General features: G+C 31.5%; 16 protein-coding genes. 4 read left to right on the forward strand and 12 right to left on the reverse strand.

The window, feature by feature from the left end:
* Window positions 1-142 precede the first annotated feature (142 nt).
* On the forward strand, window positions 143-1,444 hold the full coding sequence (locus tag SD960_RS08315) for a hypothetical protein (protein WP_318802198.1): 1,302 nt from the start codon (window positions 143-145) through the stop codon (window positions 1,442-1,444).
* 343 nt (window positions 1,445-1,787) lie between these two features.
* Here the strand turns inward: SD960_RS08315 and SD960_RS08320 are convergent, their stop codons facing one another.
* The 12 genes from SD960_RS08320 to SD960_RS08375 form a co-directional block, all read right to left on the reverse strand.
* Window positions 1,788-2,909, reverse strand: coding sequence for a type II secretion system F family protein (locus SD960_RS08320; RefSeq protein WP_318802199.1), 1,122 nt, complete (start codon window positions 2,907-2,909; stop codon window positions 1,788-1,790).
* The gene (locus tag SD960_RS08325; RefSeq protein ID WP_318802200.1) at window positions 2,909-3,409 is read right to left on the reverse strand and encodes a hypothetical protein; all 501 of its coding nucleotides are present in this window, start codon (window positions 3,407-3,409) and stop codon (window positions 2,909-2,911) included. Before SD960_RS08325 ends, SD960_RS08320 begins: the two co-directional genes overlap by 1 nt.
* Window positions 3,390-3,731: a hypothetical protein gene (locus tag SD960_RS08330; protein ID WP_318802201.1), complete on the reverse strand. Its 342-nt coding sequence runs from the start codon at window positions 3,729-3,731 to the stop codon at window positions 3,390-3,392. The genes SD960_RS08325 and SD960_RS08330 overlap by 20 nt, the downstream gene beginning before the upstream one ends.
* Entirely contained in the window at window positions 3,709-4,920 is a 1,212-nt protein-coding gene (locus tag SD960_RS08335) for a hypothetical protein (RefSeq protein WP_318802202.1), read from the reverse strand. The genes SD960_RS08330 and SD960_RS08335 overlap by 23 nt, the downstream gene beginning before the upstream one ends.
* Window positions 4,920-5,513, reverse strand: coding sequence for a hypothetical protein (locus tag SD960_RS08340; RefSeq protein ID WP_318802203.1), 594 nt, complete (start codon window positions 5,511-5,513; stop codon window positions 4,920-4,922). The genes SD960_RS08335 and SD960_RS08340 overlap by 1 nt, the downstream gene beginning before the upstream one ends.
* Before the next feature lie 328 nt (window positions 5,514-5,841).
* Entirely contained in the window at window positions 5,842-6,351 is a 510-nt protein-coding gene (locus tag SD960_RS08345; protein WP_318802204.1) for a hypothetical protein, read from the reverse strand.
* 2 nt (window positions 6,352-6,353) lie between these two features.
* A complete protein-coding gene (locus SD960_RS08350; protein ID WP_318802205.1) occupies window positions 6,354-7,307 on the reverse strand; it encodes a hypothetical protein in 954 nt (317 codons plus the stop codon).
* The gene (locus tag SD960_RS08355; protein ID WP_318802206.1) at window positions 7,291-7,815 is read right to left on the reverse strand and encodes a hypothetical protein; all 525 of its coding nucleotides are present in this window, start codon (window positions 7,813-7,815) and stop codon (window positions 7,291-7,293) included. The genes SD960_RS08350 and SD960_RS08355 overlap by 17 nt, the downstream gene beginning before the upstream one ends.
* A complete protein-coding gene (locus SD960_RS08360; RefSeq protein ID WP_318802207.1) occupies window positions 7,808-8,992 on the reverse strand; it encodes a hypothetical protein in 1,185 nt (394 codons plus the stop codon). The genes SD960_RS08355 and SD960_RS08360 overlap by 8 nt, the downstream gene beginning before the upstream one ends.
* Window positions 8,992-10,776 (reverse strand): type II and III secretion system protein, encoded by a 1,785-nt coding sequence (locus tag SD960_RS08365; protein ID WP_318802208.1) that lies wholly within the window; start codon window positions 10,774-10,776, stop codon window positions 8,992-8,994. The genes SD960_RS08360 and SD960_RS08365 overlap by 1 nt, the downstream gene beginning before the upstream one ends.
* A gap of 125 nt (window positions 10,777-10,901) precedes the next feature.
* Entirely contained in the window at window positions 10,902-12,308 is a 1,407-nt protein-coding gene (locus tag SD960_RS08370) for a GspE/PulE family protein (protein WP_318802209.1), read from the reverse strand.
* A gap of 482 nt (window positions 12,309-12,790) precedes the next feature.
* Window positions 12,791-13,225, reverse strand: coding sequence for a type II secretion system protein (locus SD960_RS08375; RefSeq protein WP_318802210.1), 435 nt, complete (start codon window positions 13,223-13,225; stop codon window positions 12,791-12,793).
* Window positions 13,226-13,691: 466 nt separating this feature from the next.
* Here SD960_RS08375 and SD960_RS08380 point away from each other — a divergent pair, with 466 nt between their 5' ends.
* Genes SD960_RS08380 through SD960_RS08390 form a run of 3 tightly spaced genes read left to right on the forward strand, consistent with a single transcriptional unit; the run spans window position 13,692 to window position 20,444 of the window.
* Window positions 13,692-14,192 (forward strand): OmpH family outer membrane protein, encoded by a 501-nt coding sequence (locus SD960_RS08380; RefSeq protein ID WP_318802211.1) that lies wholly within the window; start codon window positions 13,692-13,694, stop codon window positions 14,190-14,192.
* Window positions 14,176-14,778, forward strand: a complete 603-nt coding sequence (locus SD960_RS08385; protein ID WP_318802212.1) for a hypothetical protein — start codon at window positions 14,176-14,178, stop codon at window positions 14,776-14,778. Before SD960_RS08380 ends, SD960_RS08385 begins: the two co-directional genes overlap by 17 nt.
* Window positions 14,775-20,444 carry a hypothetical protein gene (locus SD960_RS08390; RefSeq protein ID WP_318802213.1) on the forward strand — a complete coding sequence of 1,890 codons (5,670 nt, stop codon included), beginning with the start codon at window positions 14,775-14,777 and terminating at the stop codon, window positions 20,442-20,444. The genes SD960_RS08385 and SD960_RS08390 overlap by 4 nt, the downstream gene beginning before the upstream one ends.
* The last annotated feature ends 9 nt before the right edge of the window (window positions 20,445-20,453 follow it).

Below are 20,453 nucleotides of genomic sequence, written 5' to 3' on the forward strand. Positions count from 1 at the left end.
ATCAATTCAGGATAGTAAGTCGGTTGCCAAGTATATGTACAAGTGGTAGAAAGTTTGAAGCATGTATAGAGTAGAACATCTAAGGCTGACAATTTAATTATGATTTATAAAGTTGCGCCCGACACAATTTAGGGTAAAAAAAATGAAAAAAGTATTTTTAAGTTTTGGAATGTTAATAGTTTTTGGATTAACAAGTATTATCTTTAATTCATGTAATAATGACGATGGCAATGGTGGTGAAAAAAACACCAATAATAATTTGTCATCAATTACTATTCAAAATTCAAAGGCGTTATTTATTTCATCATCAAAAGAAGGGAGTAAACTATATGGTGTAAAATCTTCTGCTATTTCTGGCAAGAGTACATCAGGTACTGAAGTAATTTTTGAAATTAAATACTTGAATAGTGCGGGAGAAGAAATACAAAAATCAGATCCTGCCTATATTTACAATCTAAAAGACTTTATAGTATTAGGCTTTGGTGCAAGTTATTTAATCAATAGTGGTTTTGACGAAGCCTATCTAATAAAAAAATCAGACGGCAAAGTTTTCGAGATACCGAGAAAGTATATGCCTCACGTAGTAGGGAATAAATATGATTATTTGCATCAATATTTAAATACAGAAAATAAAATTCAAGAAGATAAAAACAATAATATTTATTACACAACTTATCCAGATCATAAAATACTTAAAGTATCATTAAATACACCTTCTTTATTACAATTTCAAGAAATTTCAGCCGTAAATGATAATGTTTATGGTTTTTGTGTAGATGGAAATGGAAATATTCATTATGGATACTATGATTCCAATACCCAAGATTATAAATATCGTTACAGAAAATCAGAAGGAAATTTTATAAATACTACTTTTCCGGAAGGCAAATACTATAATCGTATTTGGACAGGAACAGATGGGCAGATATATGGTGCTAAGATGAATACTGTAGATGATTCATATCTTGGAAAAATACAAGATGGAGGTTTTTTAGTAATTAAACAGTCAAAAATGAATATAAATGATTGGAAATTTGGAAATGTATTTAATGTGAAAGGAAAAATAATATATACTTATTATGAATATAATCCTAACAAATTTTTTAATCTTTCGAATGAAATGGAATTTACAGAAATTCCTTGTTCAGTAAAGGCTAATTATGTATTAAATGACGATTTATATAACTTTGATAAAGCGACTTTTGTTTTAACTTTAATAAATGTATTGAATGGAAACACTTCTGTGGTTTACGATTTAGATGAAACAAAATTAGGAAATTACGACATCGACAAAATAATAAATGTAGACCAAGATGGCGTAACATTTAGTGCAGTAGATTTAAACAATGGACAATATGTTGTGGCAAAAATTTCTATATCCAATTTGGTTACAATTCAAACAAACATTAATGGACTCATTACAACGGTAACATCCTTAAATTAAAAAAATATCCCCGCTCTTCGAAGAGTGTTTCTTATGAAAAGCCGCGCAAATGTCTCTGACTTTGCGCATTTTTTTGTTCTTAATAGTCATAAACGATTAACTTTTGTTTTTTTTTACTTTGTTCAAGATGAAAAAAAGTAGTATTGAAAGAAAAAAGCTCCAGATTTCTCTGAAGCTTTCATTTAGTAACCTGCCCGAACTAATGTAGAACTTTTTTGTGCAAGATTTGGAGTGTTTAATTAGTGTTGCTATGTTAGCATCAATAATTTAAAAAGATAATAGTATTATAGCTACAAAAGACAAATTGAATTTAAAGTTTATATTAATGACTGAATTTTTTTATTTATTTATTTATAATTTTACTTAAATCAAACATTGGAGCATACATTGAGACCATAATTACCCCTACAATAGCTCCAATTACAATGATAATCATGGGTTCTAAAATAACTCCGATCATCTTAGTTTGGTGACTGATCTCTTCGTTATATTGTTCTGTCAATCTTTCAAACATAGTTTCAAGTTGGTTTACCTGTTCAGCGACTTCAACCATAGAAACAATTTTGTTTTCAAATACAGTATGCTTTTTTAGACTTTCATTTAAAGATGCCCCTCTTGTAATGTCTTCTTTTATTTGATGTATAGCAATTTCGATAGGGTAGAAGCCAATCATTTTTGCTGTTAAGGTTAGCGAATTTATTAAAGTTGTTTTTGAAGTAATCAGTAAATTCATGGCCTGGCAAAAACGAGAGATGTATATTTTACGAATCAAGTTTCCGAAATAAGGGATTCTTAAAATCATCTTTGTGGTAAACGATCTGTAACTATCCTTATCTTTTAAAAGCATATGAATTGCAATTAAACCTATTATATTGCCAATTACCACAGAGAAAATCATTCCTGAATGGTTTGATATTTTTAGTATAATTTGTGTGCTTTTAGGTAATTCACTTCCAAACTGTTTAAAGACCGAGCTAAACATCGGAACGACCTTATTCAACATAAAATACAAAACCAAAATCGTAACCAGCATAACAATTGTTGGATATGTCATAACTGAAATGATTTGCCTTTTCATCTGAATTTTTCGGTTGAAATATTTTTGTAATTCCCCTAAAACTTCTTCCAGTTTTCTAGTCTCTTCACCAATCTGAATACTATAATACTCGTAAGCCGAAAACTGATTGGTTTCACGCATCGATTCATAAATACTTCTTCCTTCAACAACTTTTTCCTTGATTTCAAGAATCAGTCCTTTCTCAAATTTATTGGCCGATTGATTTGCCAGAATCTCTAATGCTTTTTTGAAATCTACACCAGATCGCAAGAGCATTTCTAATTCTCGATAGAAAACTTCCTTTTTTTTGTCTGAAAGTTTTTTAGAAAACTGAAAAGAACCTGTTTCAATCCTGAAGTCTTTTTTCTCAGCTTTTGGTGCTTTATATGTGGTTAAGTCAAAACTCATTATTTTTTCAGTGTTTGTAATAATTCATTTGGATATATTCTTTTATAGAATCGTAAATCCAGTTCTTTTTCATTTGATTCTATGTTTAATTTTATTTTTTGAAAAACAAATTGCTCTGTTTTGCTTTTTACAGTATCCATCACAATTCTTTTTAATTTAATGCGAAATGTATCAACAAAAGTCTCACTATTTCTCAATATATAATCATCTGAAAACTGATAGGAAACTTTTTCTCCTGTATATCCATTAAAATAAATATCGTTCTCTGAGACGGTTATTTTTTCTTTTTCAAAAATATCTTTATTTATGCTATAGGTTAATCGGTTTAAATCGTTTACTAATTGATTTTGATTTTTAAAATCCAGCATTCTTCCTGTAATAATCGAAAAGATAACAAACAAAACACCCATGATAGTGGCTGTAATAGCCATACCAAGCACTGCTTCTATAATAGAAAAAGCAGGAATTGACATTACATTGTTAGGGGTTATTTTGAACATAGAAACTTTTTTCAAACTTAAATTGGGAACTGTCTTTATATTGAATTGAAATCTTTTTTAAGGACTCATTTACTGGTTCTTCTTCTATTAGCAGGTTTTCGTTTTCACTTTCATTTATTATAGAATCAATTTTTAATTCAGATAAATAAAAAAGCTCGTTGACCTTGTTTTGTGTACTATAAAATTTAGCCGAAGTTTTTGGTGTATAGACCGAAGCAAAAATCATGACTGCAAAATACAGGCAAATCGAAATAATGGTAAGCGCAATTACCGATTCTAATATCGAATTGGCCTTAAGATTATAGTACTTTTTTAATAACACTGTAAGTTGTTTTTTGAGTATTAAATAATGGAATCGAAATAAAATAATCGGGACGTTTACTGGTATTGATTTCTATATTACAAATCATATTTTCATAGGATGAAGCGGTTGTTTTTAGAAAAAAACGATTGGTGTATACTGAACCATACACATTGCTTTTAAGCATTAATTTGCCGCTGCAGTACAAATCACCAAAAAGTAAACCTTCTTCATCAATTTCGATTGTGTTTTTATCAATCAGATTGTTTGTATTACCAAATAAAACTACAGCACCGTTAACCTGGCATTCCTTTTTTATTTTTATTTTAGATTCGTCACTACTGTCATTATAAACACAAATTACCGATGGATAATTTAAAATTACCTTTTCTTCAAGTTCGATTCCTGTGGTAGCAAATGCCTGAATAGTACCTTTAAAACCTTCTTCAAAAGTTATTTTTGGTGCAATTAAAATTACGTCTTCAAGAACTGTGTTTTTTTTTACCCGAATAGAATCTTCAGATCTTAATATGAAGTTGCCTTTGAATATCATGTTAGACAAAATTGATTTTACCTTAATCTCTTTGGTAGTATTAAAAAAGGAATTGAAAAATAACGAATCTTTAGGTTTTTCCAGATCACTAAGTTTTGTTGCTTCAGATTTTATGCTTTGAAATATTTTCTTAAAATCAGTATTGATCTCCGGCAATTGAGATTCTGAAACCGAAATTTTTCCTTCTGTAACCAGTTTATTGAGATCATTGTTGATGTATGAGGTTTCAATAAAAGTACTTGGTAACTGATTATCTCCAATAAGTTTTACGGTTCCCGAATAAAAAAGTGATTTTGATAAATTAGTCAGGTAAATGGAATTTTTATCAAGATTTCTTTCGCCCACAAAATGTACGGAAGAAACCGTATCATTGGAAATATAGGATTTGGCTAAAACCAACGAAAGTAATCCATAAGATTTTGTCACATAACTCCCTTCAATCCCTGAATTTTCATCTTTTTCAATTTCTGTAACAACTGTTTTATTACCTAAAGCAAAATTCAGAACTGATTGATTTTGAATATAGAGTTCTTCCTGAAGATTATAATAGAAATTAAGCTGGTTGTATAAATTAGAGAAATACAATAATGCTCCACAAATAATAGAAACAATTAAGCAAATATAAATGGCATACAACAAACTATGAGCTTTAACCATTATTTTGCGGCTTTATCTTTTTTTTTCAAAAGGTTATTAAAAAAAGCTGAAATTTTTGATTCTTTTTTAGGTTCGTTTTTAGCTTCTTGTTCTCTGGCTTCTTTTCTAGCTTCTTTTGCAGCTTTTTTGGTTTCAGCTTCAATATCTTTTTCCTTTTTTGCCTTTTCTTTAGCTATTTCTCTTTCTTCTTGTGTTTTGGCTTTTAGGCTTGCAAGTTTAGCTGCATCAGATGTAGCGTCTAATGCTTTTTGAGTTTTTCGAGCATTTTCTAACTGAATGTTTTCTTGATTGATCCTGTATTTCTCAGATCTTGTATTTTTCTGCTTTTTTATAACTGCAATACCCCTTTTGTAATTAATGGTATCTCTATTTTGTATATTAATCCATTTACCAGTTTTTAAGTCAGTCATATATTGTCCGCTTTCAATCAGATTTGCATTTAAATCATATTTAAAAAATTTTCCGGATTTAAAACCATTGTTCCACATTTGAATACTAGCTAGAACACCATTTTTGTACCAGGTTTTCCATTCTCCAACTCTAAGTCCATTTTTAAATTGACCTTGTTCAGCCAATTGATTGTCATGATACATTTTTGTGAATTTATCATTAAGCAGGTCACCGGAAATTCCACCTTGGGCTTCGTGAATAAGTCCGCCCTTAAACCATGAATAAATATACCTTTTGTCAGGTTTTATTTTTTTATCAATAGTATAAAACTCATATCTAAAATCTTTGTCAGAAATTCTTTTAATTGTATAAGGATTTCCAAAAGACATTAAAGTAAGGAAAAAAATTATCAAGGAAAGACGGGATAAAATAAATGTTTTCAAAATATATATTTTTTATAAATTATTAATACCTTTTTTAAGGTTAATTACATTACTATGTTTTGCAAAAGGAGTAATAAGTGAGTCTAATCTAATCTAATGAGTTACGTATAATGGTTTTGTTTTCTGCGTTAAACCAAACTTGAATAGAGTCTTTATTTTTTTTTTTTACTATTAAACCATTCATTAATTCATTAAGTTTTAGTCTGCATATTTTAGAATTTATTTTTAATAAAACTAATTCCTGATCTTTAGTTTTTACATATCCGTAATAGGTGAGTGCTGGCCAGTTAATATTTGAATTTGTTTTTGAGACAATCGGAATGACTACTTTTTTTATTGGCTTGTAATGTGAAACTATCACTTTTGGAGCTTGAAGAGCAGTTTGAAATTCTTTATTTAAGAATGCATCTCTATTAATTTTTTCCAGTTCAAAAGTATCCTTATTGATTTGATTCATGGTGATATTACCTAATTGATTCTGTTTCTCAAGAATTGTTTCATTGCCTGTAAATTGGTGATTGATTGCTCTGTAGCCTACAGTTCCCCATAGCCCCAGCACAACCAGAATGAGAATTATATTTATTTTCTTTTTGGCCATATCTAATTCACGGTAAGCTTAAACCCTGTACTGCTAGTTCCAATATTTCCTGCCCCGTCAATGGCTCTTACACGCCAGTAATAAATAGCTGCATTTGTAAAAGTCTTCTGTAATGTTGTGCTATTACTATTTTGAGGTACAATGATTGTATTGAAATCAGCATCATTTGAAAATTCAACAATATAAGAAACAGGTGATTTTGCACTTCCTATATCGGCTGCGATACTCCACGAGAAACTCACACTTGTATTTAAGCTTTGGGTAGAGTTATCGGCTGGTAAAGTATTTTTTGGCTGGTTTGGTTTCGTTGTATCCACATTGAATTTACGTGCAGAATATTGTTTTGTTTCACTCTCAGCATTTTTAGCTTTTAGTCTCCATTCATAAGTTCCGTCTGCCAAAGTGGTTAAAGCAAGTTTTATAGAAGTATCAGTTAAGGCAGGTTCAGAAAAAACTTCCTCGCCCGCAACCGTATTAACTACTTTAACACTGTAACTTGTTGCATTATTCAGGGCTTCCCAATTTAGGCTTACATTAATATAGTTTACAAATTTATCATTTTCAGGACTTGAGAGGATTACTTGCTGGTTTGTCAAATCATCAGGAATGGTGGTAGAAAAATTAGACGGAAACGAGTATATTGATTCATAAGCATAATTTTCCCCACGTACCCTCCACATATAATTCCCTACGTCTAATGGCAGAATAATACTGGTTTTGGTTGTTAAGGAATCCAGTATTAAACTCTGGTCAGGTTGATATACCTGTACACGATATTTGTTGGCGCCTTTAAGGGCATTCCATTTAAAGTCGACTACATTACTCTCGATCTTGGAATCGTTTGCAGGAGACAATATTTGCACCATATTGCTGCTAATGTCTTCTTCGAGAATATCTTCGCAAGAATAGGTAAGGGCTGCCAAGGCAATAAGTATAATTTTATTTGTTATTTTCATAGTTTTGAAAAATCATTTTTAAATGTAAAACTTCAGATTTGTTATTCTTTTTTGTGATGTAAAAATTCATGCTTACGATTCTCGAAAAGCTAAATTTCTTTTCAAAATTATAGGCTAGGCTTAACAGTTGATTACTGTTTCCGATTACATCCAATTGATTTGTAATAATATGATAATCATCTTCGGCAAAATCATGAATAGGCTTTAAATCACTTATAGAAACTTCAGGAGAATTTTCGGAGACAAAGCTCACAATACCTTGCTGTACCATTTCTTTTGTAACACCTTCTTTTCCAATAATTTTATCCAGATAAGCAACGTCCTTAGTTAGACCATCAGTATTTTTTGCTTTTTTATTGATATCATCTGCCTTTTTTGATAGTGTTTGATATTCCATAATAACATCATACAAAGCATGAAAAGATCTTTTATATGCTGTAATTGACAGGATAAAAAAGAGCAGGATCAAGGCAGAAAATTTTTGTTTATAAGAGTAATTTTTAAACATTTTTCAAGGTTATTTTAATTTCAAATATTGACTTGTTTTTTTTGTCTTTTTTAAGGCTGATAATCTCAAAGCGTTGCAGCCAATCCATTTTTTTTAGATCCTCTAACCATTTATTAAAAGAGGATTCCTGAAAAGTCTCTCCTTTGATTATTATCGTTTTATTATAAAAAAAAGCTCTTTTGTTTTCTTTATATTCTTCTTGTACTGGAATAATATTTAACTCGTTTAAAGAAATATTACCAGGAATTGATTTAATAATTTCATATCCATAGTAAGTAAGAAATTTTGAAGATAAAACTCCGGATTCTTTCAGGATATTCACTTTTTTTTCCTTTTGCGCTTCCAGATCCAATATTAATTGATAAGATTGGTTTGAGTATACAGTTTGAAGATTCAGTTCTGCATTTTTAGTTCCATAATATTGAATCATGAAATAACTAAAAAGAAGGGAACTTAGAAAACCAATTAGGATGAATATCTCAAAAAAACTAAAGGCCTTTTTATATATAAGTTCTTCACTGTTTAAATTTGGATTTGTTGTCTTTGAAACTTCTTTTTGTTTTACAAAAAAATGTATAATAGCTCCGTATAATGGTAAAAAAATATTCGAAACCGTTTCTTCTCCAATTTGATAATTTATTATTATTTCTTCACTTTGTTTGGTGAAACCGAGCAGTTTTTCGTTTTCAAATTCTAAGTGCAAATCATTTGAAAATAAAACTTCTTTTTTAAGAACGTTATTTAGTAACGCAGCTAAAAAAGAACCTATATAAACATCTATTACCTGAAATCCGTTTTTTTGAAATTTAGTTATTGTTTCGTCGATAATGTTTTTTCGACAGAAACTTATAAAATTAGATATTGCACCTTTTAGATCTGTATAATAAATTGCATTGTAATCTATGTTTTTTTGCCAGTTTAAATCGGCTTCATTTTCAAAATCTATTTCTTTATTCAAAACACCTTTACCTTCTGCAACTATTATGATAGGCAATTTTTTGTCGGCAGTTTTAGTCAGCGTTTCAAAATTTTCGAAAGTTTGTTTAGAAATAATAGAAATCTTATTTGCTTTCTTTTTAATTGTAAGCAAATTATAGATTTCGTAATCTTCTTTTTTAATTACGCCAACGATATTTAAATCGTTCAGTTTTATGAATTTAGATAAAGTAGCTAACATTAATAAATTACTGTTGGTTTAATGAAAATATGAAGTTTAGAATCGCTTTTACCTTTCTTTCTACTGCTGAAAAACCATTTTATAACTGGTATCCTTGACATTAATGGAGTTCCGCTTCCTGAATTTTCTTTTTTAAGTTCGTCTAATCCGCCTAATAAAATCATTTCACCATTTTTAACCCGCACTAAAGATTCAAATTTTTGTGTGGCTTTTCCCGGAGGTGCATCTTCACCAACCCTGGCCAGGAAAGAACTTTTTTCTACGGCAATAGTAAGTGTTACATTCTCATCGGTGGAAACATATGGCTTAATCGACACACTTAAATTTGCATCTGTTGCTTTCCAGGTTCCGGAATTTAATATATCATTTCCTATGTTACTGTTTATTAATCGATTGTTTTGCTCAAAATAATAACTAGTTTCTCCAATCGATAGTTTGGCTTCATGTCCGCTTATTGTTGCAATTTTAGGTGTAGATTCTATTTTTAGAACCGAATTGTTTTCCAAAAGCTTTAGATTGAGATAAAAAGCATCGGTTACTTTTCCTAATTTGAATAGTCCAAATCCATTAAAGGCATTTATTAAACTATTTACAGAAGATCCGTTTAAAGTAATATCAGAGCTTGGAAACAATACACTACCTGTCTGTACAGAGTTTATTTTATCCAAACCTGCTTTCATTCCTGTCTGAATGTCGTATGATTTGTTGTACTGAACGATAATAACTTCGATTTGTACCATTGGCACAACCTTGTCAATTTGTTTGATATATACTTTTAATTCTTCAAGTATTGATCTTGATCCTGAGACAATTAGTCCATTTAGCTCGATGAATTCTTTTATCTCTAATTTTTCAGAGAAGACTTTTGGCAGTGTATTGATAACAGATTCTATAGACCTGTTTTCCAATTGAATCATTTCTGTAATTCGCAACCCTTCTGTAGCTTCTTCTCCAATCAAATAAAAATTATCCTGTTTTTTGTAAGTATACTTTTTTCCTTTGAAGATATTCGCTAACAACTCATCAAAAGTGATGTTATCAACAGAAAGTGTTGTCTTCTCATCTTCGGGCTTGTTGTATAAAAAATAATTGATGTGAAGTTTTTCTGCAGCTTCTGTAAGCAAATCAGAAGCATCTGCGATATAAGCATTTATTTGTAAAAATCCGTATTTATTGACATTTACTTCATAAAATCCAGGAACGCCAAGGCTAACTTTTGGTTCTCTTGTTTTAGGGTTTTTGGATTTGATATTGTCGTTGTCAAATATGTTTTTTTGTAAAAAGTAAACGTCATGATCATCTTTAGTGGCTACTAAATCATTTGATTTCGACATCATCTCGATCACCTGATCAAAAGGACGATTCAAAATATAAGAGGAAATCCTGATGTTTTTGACATCCTGAGCCAGAATTAAATTTTTTCCTGATTTATCTATAATTGCCTTTACAACTGCAGACAAAGTATCATTTTCGAGTTTTACAGACAAAAAATCATTCTGCGGATTATAGGCAACATCAATGGCTTTAGGTTGTTTTTTTTCTATAACTGTTACAATTTTTCTTTTTTTGAAGACTATAATATTATTCATAAAATAAACTTCCAGGTCATATTTTTGTGCCAGATGTATAAAAATATCTTTTACAGTTACATCAAAAAAGTTATTGGAAACCGGCTGATTTAGCTCCGTATCCACATCAACATTTAATTGATGTTCTTCAGCAATTGAAGAAATAAAATCATGTAAGGTAAGTCCCGAAACATCAATTTTAATGGTTTCGTTCATTCCCTTTTTTTGTATTGATAGTTCGTCAAATTTTCTACTTAACTCAACGATATCCCGCTGGGCTACAATAATATTACTAAAAAATAATGCGGTTAGTACGCAAACAACCTGTTTAAGCATTGTGTTTATATGTTTATTAAAATTGAGTATATTTCTTCGAGAGAAGTTTCTCCTATGGCTAAAATTTCAAATGCTTTTTCGGGCAGTGATTTATAATTTTTATCGGCACTATATAATTTAGTGATAGTATTATTTTTAATGGCTTCGGCAATTGTATTGTCAATATCTAAAATTTCATAAATTGCAGTTCTACCCTTATAGCCTGTGTGAAAACAGTTATTACAGCCAACAGGTTTGTAATAAGATGATATTTCATAAGGAAATTTGAAATTTAAAGGAAAATCTTTAGGATTGCTGATTGCTTGTTTTTTACAATTATTACATAGTTTTCGAACGAGTCGTTGTGCAACAGATAAGTTTAAAGTCTCGGCAATTAAATAGGAGGGAACTCCCATGTCAATTAATCTGGAAATCGTTCCGGTGGCTGAATTGGTGTGTATGGTAGATAAAACAAGATGACCAGTCAATGAAGCACGAATGGCCATTAGTGCGGTCTCAGAATCACGTATTTCTCCCAGCATAATTACATCAGGATCCTGACGTAAAAAAGATTTTAATGCAGATGAAAAGGTAAGTCCAATATCTTCTTTTAATTGTACCTGATTAATACCTTTTAAAGTATATTCAATAGGATCTTCAACCGTTACAATATTTCTTCGGCTATCATTAAGTAATCTTAAAGTAGCATAAAGTGTAGTTGTTTTTCCTGAACCCGTTGGACCGCTTATCAAAATAATTCCGTTAGGTTTTTTTACTGCTTCGAGATAACTTTCGAGTTCTTCTTTTTGAAGTCCCAATGTGCTTAAATCTATATTTGATGCATCTTGGCCTAAAAGACGCATTACTATTTTTTCTCCAAATAAAGTAGGTAAAATTGACACCCTGATATCAAATGATTCATTAGTAATTCTTCCATCTTGCGGAAGCCTTTTCTCTGTAATGTTTAATTTGGCTTTAATTTTGACCTTATTGACCAATTCAAGATAATTATCTCTTTCTATCTTGTAGCGCTCAATTAATTGACCGTCAATTCTAAAACGAATTCGGGAAGAATCTTCATAAACCTCAAAATGAATATCACTGCATTTTAATGATTTTGCCTCTGTCAGTAAATTTTCAAGGAAATCACCTTTGTCTACGTTTAAAGATTTATTCGAAGTTAGAGCCCTTTCTTTTCGATAATAAATAGATAATGCTTTTTCTATTTCTGAGGCATTTACAGGATAAAAAACAATGTTTTTTCCAAGGAAAAGTTCGAGCTCTTCTTTTGCATCTTGATTATTATTAGAATTGTCGACATATAATTCTAATGTATTGTTAAGAATTAATTTAGGTAATATTCGATACTGATTGGCTAAGTCATTAGAGACAGTATGTTGTATTTCGGGAAGGATTATAATATCTTGTATCATTATAATAAGGTGATTTTTTGAAAATCAATAAAATTGTCTTTCAATAGTATAATGAATAAAAACAAAGCCGAAAATCCTGCCAGAGGCACAGTTTTTTCCTTAATAATTTCTTTAATCCAAATTGCATTAACAGGGCAAATAGAAGTGAGAAAATAAAAAACAAAATGTAATTTTTTAATAAAAAGAGGGGAGCCACAGCAACGTAAAATAATAAGTCACCCAATCCAAAATAATGCTGGAAAGGGTTTAGGAATTTTTTAGATTTCAAACTCATATAAATTGTTAATATGCCTAATGTGATTAAAAAGAAACTAGTATTGAAAAGTGTTATTTCAAACTGATCAACTATTTTCAGTGGAATAATAAAAAAGGACACTGCAAAAATTACGATAGGTAAAAAAAGGTGTATTTTTCTATCTTTCCAATCCTGAATAAAAACACATATTAAACAAAGCAACAAAATTGCTGGGGCTATTTTCAACTTATTCTTTTGTTACTTCTGTTAATATTTTTTTACTGTCGATTTCCCAGGTATTAAAATTTCCATCACCATCTAAATCTGATGTAGCTGTTGCGCGTGCAGAAAATGAATCGTTTGAGGCTTCTAATATTTCTATTTTGTAAACAGCCTGTCCGCCTTCGTCAACTGTTTTTTCCTGTTCAAAACCAATTTCTTCCAGACTACCTGAATATTTTGAATGTCTGTAGAAATAACTTTTTTCTAAACCATAAACCTGATTAAGCATGGCCTGTGCTTCAATGGCTTTGGCTTGTCCAATTACAGAGGTTTGGTTCGGTAAAACCATAAGTAAAAGAATTCCAATAATACATAAGACAATTAAAATCTCTGTTAAGGAATAAGCTTTGATTAATAGCTTTTTATTCAGTTGATATTTTTTTTCAATCTTTTTTGACATTCGTAAGTTTGTTTTTATTAGAGGATTTGTTAAAAATTAATAAATCTGATCTAGTAAATAACAAACGAATTTAATGGGAGTTGTTAAAATAATTAAACCTAATAAGTCTTAATTGTGATATAATAGGGTTTTTGGAATTTTGTTGAGATTTAGAAAAGAGGATAAATGTCAATAAGATGTTTTTTCAACAACTTTTTATTTGTTGGCGATAACTGCTAAATAGTCTTATTGCGATAATACTAATTCTTGCACGAGTATTTTTTCATTATTTAAGATTACTACAAAAGGAAAGAGGTCGTTATTATAGTAAATAAAAAATATTTCACGTCTGTTATTAAGATTGGAAAAACCCTATTTTAATACTTTTATGCTTTTTACGGGGTTTATAATGTGTTAACAATAACTTAAAATTGTATATAAAAAAAGTATCAAGCAATTCCCTTGTACAAGCCTTATAAACGATTTTATGCCGAAACTTTCACAAAAGACAAACCTTATAATTTTACTTGTTTGTTTTATTTTAGTAACTATTTTATTCAAGTTATTCAATACAAATTCTAAAATTGTGTATGTAGACAGCAATAGACTATTTGAGAATTTCAACATGACCAAAGAATTAAAACGATTAGGAGAAAAAGAGTTTAATGCAAAAAAAACAAAAACAGATTTCTTATATCAAAAGCTTCAATCGCCTAATTTTTCACTTTCGGAAAAAGAAATAATAACCAAGGAATTTATTCAATCTAAAAGTGACCTGGAGCAATTCAATCAAATCTTTGCTTCTGAACAATCTTCAAAAATCTGGGCAAGAATTAAGAGCTACTCATCAGAGTTTGCAAATGAAAACAAATACCAATTAATTATTGGATCTGAGAATAAACTTAATGTTTTGTTTGCCGATCAAAATATTGATGTAACTAATGATTTACTCATTTATATAAACAAAAAATATGAAGGACTTAAATAAGTTCATTTTTGTCTTATCATTTTTTGCTTTGTTTTCTTGTAAAAAAGATGCACAATCAAATTTAGACAGCTCAGAAATTAGAGAGCATTACTTCAACCTTGAAAAAATAGGCTGGAAATCTCGTGTATATACTCAAAAAGTAGAGGGTATAGGTTTTATAGCTACCGAAGTTCCCATTCAATATTACTTATTAAAAGATTTTGGTACTGAAAACTTTAAAAGGGTTGATTCTCTTTATGAAGCAAACAAAAGAGAACGCGTGCTTGAATTCGTTTTTCAGCAAGAAGAAGAAAAAGACTTGCTCTCAAAAGATTTTACAGGTATGGAGTATACTGATGCTGTAAAATACATGTCTTTTGGTCTTAGCAAAGATTTTTATGTAGTAACATCAAAAAATGACACCATCTCATGTTCCGGCGTTACCTATGAAAGAAGTTATAAAATAGCTCCATATCAAAAAGTTCTATTGTTTTTCTCAGGAATAGACCCGAACGAAAAAATACAACTTGTATATACCGATTTCCTTTTTAGAAAAGGCATCCTAAAATTTAAATTTCAAGACACCTATACACCTATAATCTTATGACCAAGCAAAGAAAAGTAAGTAAATTTAAAAAAACCGCAGCGATTTATTTAGCTATGATGATTCTTCTGGAAACCTTTCAGCCCATACAGATTTATGCATTAACCGGAGGGCCATCTCAACCTGAATTTGATTCCTTCACTCCAATTGGCACTTCTGATATGGTGGATCTGGCAAGTGGAGACTTTAACTATAATATTCCCATAATGGATGTTGGAGGATATCCATTAAACCTTGCTTATAATTCTAATGTAACTATGGATCAGGAAGCTTCATGGGTAGGACTTGGCTGGGATCTTAGTGTTGGGCAAATTTCAAGACAAGTACGCGGACTCCCTGATGATTTCAACGGGGATGAAATGATTTATGAAAACAATATGAAGCCTAATATAACTATTGGGGCAAATACTAGTGTTTTTGTGGCCGGCTTTGGAATTAATGAAGCAGTAAAGGGAGCTATAAATGCAGGTATCGGTATTAAATATAATAACTATGATGGATTTGGAGTTTCTGCAAATGGTGGATTAAGTTTTCAGATAGGAGATAATTTAAAAGTAGGTATGGATTTAGAGTCTTCTGCTTCCGAAGGCGTATCACTAAGTCCAAACATTTCATTCTCTAAAAAACTTGGAGAAAAAGACCTAAATGATATTAATTTAAATGCTAATGCAGGTGTAAGTTATAATAGCAGAAAGGGAATAGAAAGCACAACATTGTCTTCTCATATAAGCAAAATTGAACAATCAACTAAAGATAATATAGGAAGATATCCTTTAACTTCAGGATCACTTTCTATGATAAACGCTTCTTATACCCCGACAAAACGTGTAGGAATGGTATCTTCGAATTATATGTTTAACTTAAATATTCAAACAGAATTTTGGGGTTTAGAACCGGGTGCGAAATTTTCGGGCTACAGAATAAGTCAGGGAGTTAAGGATTCAGAAAAATATAAGACTGAAAAAGCCTACGGATTTGAAAACACATACGATGCAGGGAAAGCAGATATCCTAGATTTTAATAGGGAAAAAGACCGAACATTTAATAAAAACACTACTTCTTTACCCTTAACCAATAATACTTATGATTTATATAGTATACAAGGACAAGGGGTTTCAGGAATGTATCGTCCTTATAAGTCGCAAGTAGGGTACGTCTATGATAATGAAATGCATGATGATAGTAATGGAGGGGCTTTAGGTGTGGAATTTGGCGCTGGTGGAGGAGCTCATGTTGGGTTTGATGCTACTGTAACACTTGGTAAAAGCACCAGTTCATTATGGGAAAACTCAAATCCTGCTCTGGCTAGATTCAAAGAGAAAAAAAGCGAAAACCGACCTGACTATGAAAAAGTATTTTTTAAGAATATTGGCGGAGCACACGTTGACAAGGAATTAAATTTGTTTGACAACAACTTAGGGGGGTATAATGCTGTAAAATTAGGATTAACTGGTGGTAAATTTTCCAGAAGCACGAGTTTAAACTATGCCAAAAGCAATGGAGTAATTAGCGATAATGGAATTATTAAGAGAGAATCAAGATTATCCAGAAATCAAACTATTCAAAAATTAACCGCTCTGGAATCTAAAAAATTTGGTTCAAAAAAACAGCTTAGTGAATTTGCCAAAGACCATCATACAACCGAAATACAAATCACAAAAGAAGGAGGTGAACGCTATATTTATGGCAGGGCAGTCTATAATACGGTCAAAAAAGAAGCAACATTTGATGTAAGTAATACAAAAAATCCTTACGAGAAAGTCACCTTCAATAATGGATTGGTAACCTATACTCCCGATATTGACAATTCGGCTAAAAACTCCAAAGACGGAGATCAATACTTTAACAGGGTGACGACTCCAGCTTATGCACATTCGTATTTGCTCACCTCTGTTTTATCAGCCGACTATCAGGATTTAACAAATGACGGACCTAGTGATGATGATTTAGGGACTTATACCAAATTTGAATATGAGAACAAAACGCCTGACAAAAAAAATCCCTACAGATGGAGGGTTCCATTTCTGAAAAATCAGGCAAATTATGATGAAGGTTTAAGATCAAGTAAAAAAGACAATAAAGGAAATTACCAATATGGAGAAAAAGAGCTTCTTTATATAAAAAAAATAATTACCAAAACGCACATTGCAGTTTTTCATATCTCACAGCGAAATGATGCATATGGCGTTACGGATGAAAACGGTGGACTTGGAGATAAGTCTCAAATGATGTACAAATTGGATAAAATATCGCTTTATTCAAAACCGGAATATACTGCGAGTGGAGAGAATGCTACTCCGATAAAAGAAACTCATTTTGAATATGTTTATAGTTTATGTCAAAATATTGATAACAACATCGATATAAGTAAAAATACGCCAGAAACTCTGGGACAGAAAGGGAAACTAACTTTAAATAAGGTTTATTTTACCTATAAAAAATCAAATTTGGGAAAATTTACGCCCTATGTATTTGGTTATGCACCTAAAGTTTTAATCAACAATACGCCAGGCTATCGTATTGAAAGTGATGCAATCAACAATCCTCCATACAACATGAAGGCATATGATGTTTGGGGAAATTACAAACCAGCCAATAGTCAATTGGGACCAGAAACGTTGTCAAAATTATCAAATCCAGAATATCCATTTGTAGATCAGAGCAATCGGGAAAAAGCTGACGAGTATGCAAGTGCGTGGCTGCTAAAATCAATCCGATTACCTTCGGGTGGTGAGATGGAGGTAAATTATGAATCTGATGATTATGCATATGTGCAGGACAAGGCAGCCATGCAAATGTTTAAAGTAGTGGGAAGCGGCACAAAAGAAGGACTGACTGCTGCAAATGTGGATATTGCAGATAAAATGCAAAAGAGGATCCTGGGAGCATACATTTATGTTGCATTAGATCATAAAATTGATGAGAAATTATCAATTAATGATCCGAAAATTCCTCAGCTTTTTTATGATAAATATATCAAAAACATCGGAGACACAGGCAATCCCTTATATTTTAGATTCTTATTAAATATGGTGAATCCTGATCCTTTACCGGGTATTGATGGGACAGATAAATACGACTACGTAACAGGATACCTTAACATAGAAAAAGGAGCAAATTTAAATTACGGATTTCTGGAATCAAACGGGAAACAATATGTAGCCATACCAGTTAAATATGTTGGAAAAGGCGATGGATTTGAGCCGGATAAAAAAGAAGTAAATCCTATTGAAAAAGCAGGCTGGAATTTCGGGCGACATAACCTGAACAGACTTATGTACAGCATGAATAACGAGGAAGATACTAATAATTTAGAAGGTGTTGTTATGGAGCTTATAGGCTGGATGCCAGCACTTCTGAAAATTTTTGAAAGTCCAAATGCTCAATTAGAAAAGAATGGTATAGCAAGTAAATTTGTGAGTAATAAATCATGGATCAGACTTTTAAATCCTGACGGTAGAAAAATTGGCGGAGGAAGCCGTGTGAAAGAAATTCAAATTCACGATCAGTGGGATTTAATGACCAATCATAAAGACAATGCAGTTTATCAACAATCGTACGGACAAAAATACACCTATGAATTAGCAAACGGGACATCATCTGGTGTAGCTGCATATGAACCCCTTGGCTGTAAAGAAAACCCTTTTATAAAGCCTTCTTACGACGAGAAAAGAAGGGAATTATTACTAGGCCCCGATACAGATAATTATGTAGAAGAGCCTTTTGGGGAATCTTTTTTTCCGGCACCAAAAGTTACCTACAGTAGGGTCTGTGTAACCAACTTGCCAAGAAACAAGTATAATGATAAAAAAGAAGTTACCGCAATAGTAAAAAAACACGCAACAGGAACTGTTGTTACAGAATTTTATACCTCAAAAGATTTCCCAACTATTGTTGATCGTACGACCTTGTCATCAAATTATGATACCTCTACTGCATTAGCCAGTATCTTAAATTTAAATGTAAAAGATCATATTACTTTATCACAAGGATATTCTATCCATACCAATGATATGGATGGTAAAATGAAAAACCAAAGAGTATTTGGTGAAGGCCAAAAGGAGTATATCTCTGGTGTTGATTACAAATACAATACAATAACGCAAAGCAGTGATAAAAACCAGGGAAAATTAAACAATGTTGTCCAGACAGTCGATTCAAAAGGAGCTATCGCTTCTAAACTAGTAGGTGTAGATTATGATGTAATAAACGACTTTAGGGAAAGTAAAACGGTAACTACAACCGGAGGTCTTCATTTAAACATTGCAACTTTGCCTTTTACCCTGATTATAGTAGTTGTACCAACACCAATACCCAGTTACTCTAAACACGAAAGCCAGATAAGAACTGCTGTAACAACAAAAGTTATACATACAACGGCAATTCTTTCTGAAGAAATAGCATATGATCTGGGTTTAAAAGTATCAACTAGAAACTTAGCGTGGGATGCTGAAACCGGAGATGTTTTATTAACCGAAACTGCGAATGAGTATAATGACAAGTACTTTAGTTTTAATTTTCCTGCCTATTGGAGTTACGATGGTATGAGCCAGGCAGCTAAAAATATTGGACTGGAATGGAATATTAGTAAAACAGGAAGCAACCAGTATGAATTTACAGAGAATTATAATGAGTCTGACTACCTTTTTGATGGAGATGAATTATGGATAGACGGAGTTGGTCCTGATAGAACCAAACCAAAAATGAAAGTCTGGGTAGTAAAAGTAACTAAAGATAATTTCCAGCTTATTGATGAAAGAGGAATACTTATCAAAAATGATCTGGTATATACGGCGAAGATAAAAGTAATTCGTTCCGGACACAGGAATATGCAAATGGCATCTATGGCAACGGTAACCTCCATGACAAATCCATTGTATATGTATGATACGAACAACAACATTATAACCGCAAAAGGAAATATAGGAAGCAACCCTTTTATGTCTAGCACAGCAAGCAACAGAATTATGAATGCCTCAGCGATAGAATACAACAATGTCTGGCCATCACAATGTGAGTGCAATTTGCCTAAAATGACTTTTGCTGATAATGGGGCGTTAAAATTTGAATATGAAAATACAGATACTAAGGCTGAGGAAGCCGACATTGTTAAAAAATCATACAATCCGTATTTGTATAATGTTTTAGGAAATTGGAGAGCAAATAAATCGTATGCTTATTTAACCGGAAGAAATTATACAGTTGATCCTACACCAAGAAAAACGGGCTTCTTTACTGATTTTTATCCTTTTTATGTGTTTACAAATAACACATGGAACATAACAACAGGAACAAATTATGACCGATGGACATTTGCTTCCCAAGTGACTCAATACAATCCTGCCGGGCAAGAAGTAGAAAATAAGGATGCATTAAATCGTTATTCTTCGGCTTTATATGGCTACAATAATCGTTTTCCGGTGGCAGTTGGCTCAAATACAAAATACAGTGAACTGGCTTCTGACGGATTTGAAGATTACGATTTTTCAACCTGTGGCAATGCCTCTCATTTTGATTTTCAGGCGCAGTTAAAAATCAATGATGTAAGTATAACAGACAAGCAATCGCATACTGGTAAAAAAAGCTTGAAAGTCGCACCAAATCAAAAAGCAGTAATCAAAAAACAAGTGGTGAACTGTGTTACAGCCGGCGCAATCAATAAAAATTAATTTATAAGC

It is taken from the genome of Flavobacterium sp. MMLR14_040 (assembly GCF_033657265.1).
Lineage (GTDB): Bacteria > Bacteroidota > Bacteroidia > Flavobacteriales > Flavobacteriaceae > Flavobacterium.

What these genes read in the sequence shown, in the direction of transcription:
- SD960_RS08340 (WP_318802203.1), bottom strand. Translation starts at nt 5,513, where the DNA reads ATGTATCATGACAATCAATTGGCTGAACAAGGTCAATTTAAAAATGGA.
- SD960_RS08355 (WP_318802206.1), bottom strand. Translation starts at nt 7,815, where the DNA reads ATGTTTAAAAATTACTCTTATAAACAAAAATTTTCTGCCTTGATCCTG.
- SD960_RS08390 (WP_318802213.1), top strand. Translation starts at nt 14,775, where the DNA reads ATGACCAAGCAAAGAAAAGTAAGTAAATTTAAAAAAACCGCAGCGATT.
- SD960_RS08365 (WP_318802208.1), bottom strand. Translation starts at nt 10,776, where the DNA reads ATGAACGAAACCATTAAAATTGATGTTTCGGGACTTACCTTACATGAT.
- SD960_RS08350 (WP_318802205.1), bottom strand. Translation starts at nt 7,307, where the DNA reads ATGAAAATAACAAATAAAATTATACTTATTGCCTTGGCAGCCCTTACC.
- SD960_RS08345 (WP_318802204.1), bottom strand. Translation starts at nt 6,351, where the DNA reads ATGGCCAAAAAGAAAATAAATATAATTCTCATTCTGGTTGTGCTGGGG.
- SD960_RS08375 (WP_318802210.1), bottom strand. Translation starts at nt 13,225, where the DNA reads ATGTCAAAAAAGATTGAAAAAAAATATCAACTGAATAAAAAGCTATTA.
- SD960_RS08315 (WP_318802198.1), top strand. Translation starts at nt 143, where the DNA reads ATGAAAAAAGTATTTTTAAGTTTTGGAATGTTAATAGTTTTTGGATTA.
- SD960_RS08360 (WP_318802207.1), bottom strand. Translation starts at nt 8,992, where the DNA reads ATGTTAGCTACTTTATCTAAATTCATAAAACTGAACGATTTAAATATC.
- SD960_RS08380 (WP_318802211.1), top strand. Translation starts at nt 13,692, where the DNA reads ATGCCGAAACTTTCACAAAAGACAAACCTTATAATTTTACTTGTTTGT.
- SD960_RS08325 (WP_318802200.1), bottom strand. Translation starts at nt 3,409, where the DNA reads ATGTTCAAAATAACCCCTAACAATGTAATGTCAATTCCTGCTTTTTCT.
- SD960_RS08335 (WP_318802202.1), bottom strand. Translation starts at nt 4,920, where the DNA reads ATGGTTAAAGCTCATAGTTTGTTGTATGCCATTTATATTTGCTTAATT.
- SD960_RS08320 (WP_318802199.1), bottom strand. Translation starts at nt 2,909, where the DNA reads ATGAGTTTTGACTTAACCACATATAAAGCACCAAAAGCTGAGAAAAAA.
- SD960_RS08370 (WP_318802209.1), bottom strand. Translation starts at nt 12,308, where the DNA reads ATGATACAAGATATTATAATCCTTCCCGAAATACAACATACTGTCTCT.
- SD960_RS08385 (WP_318802212.1), top strand. Translation starts at nt 14,176, where the DNA reads ATGAAGGACTTAAATAAGTTCATTTTTGTCTTATCATTTTTTGCTTTG.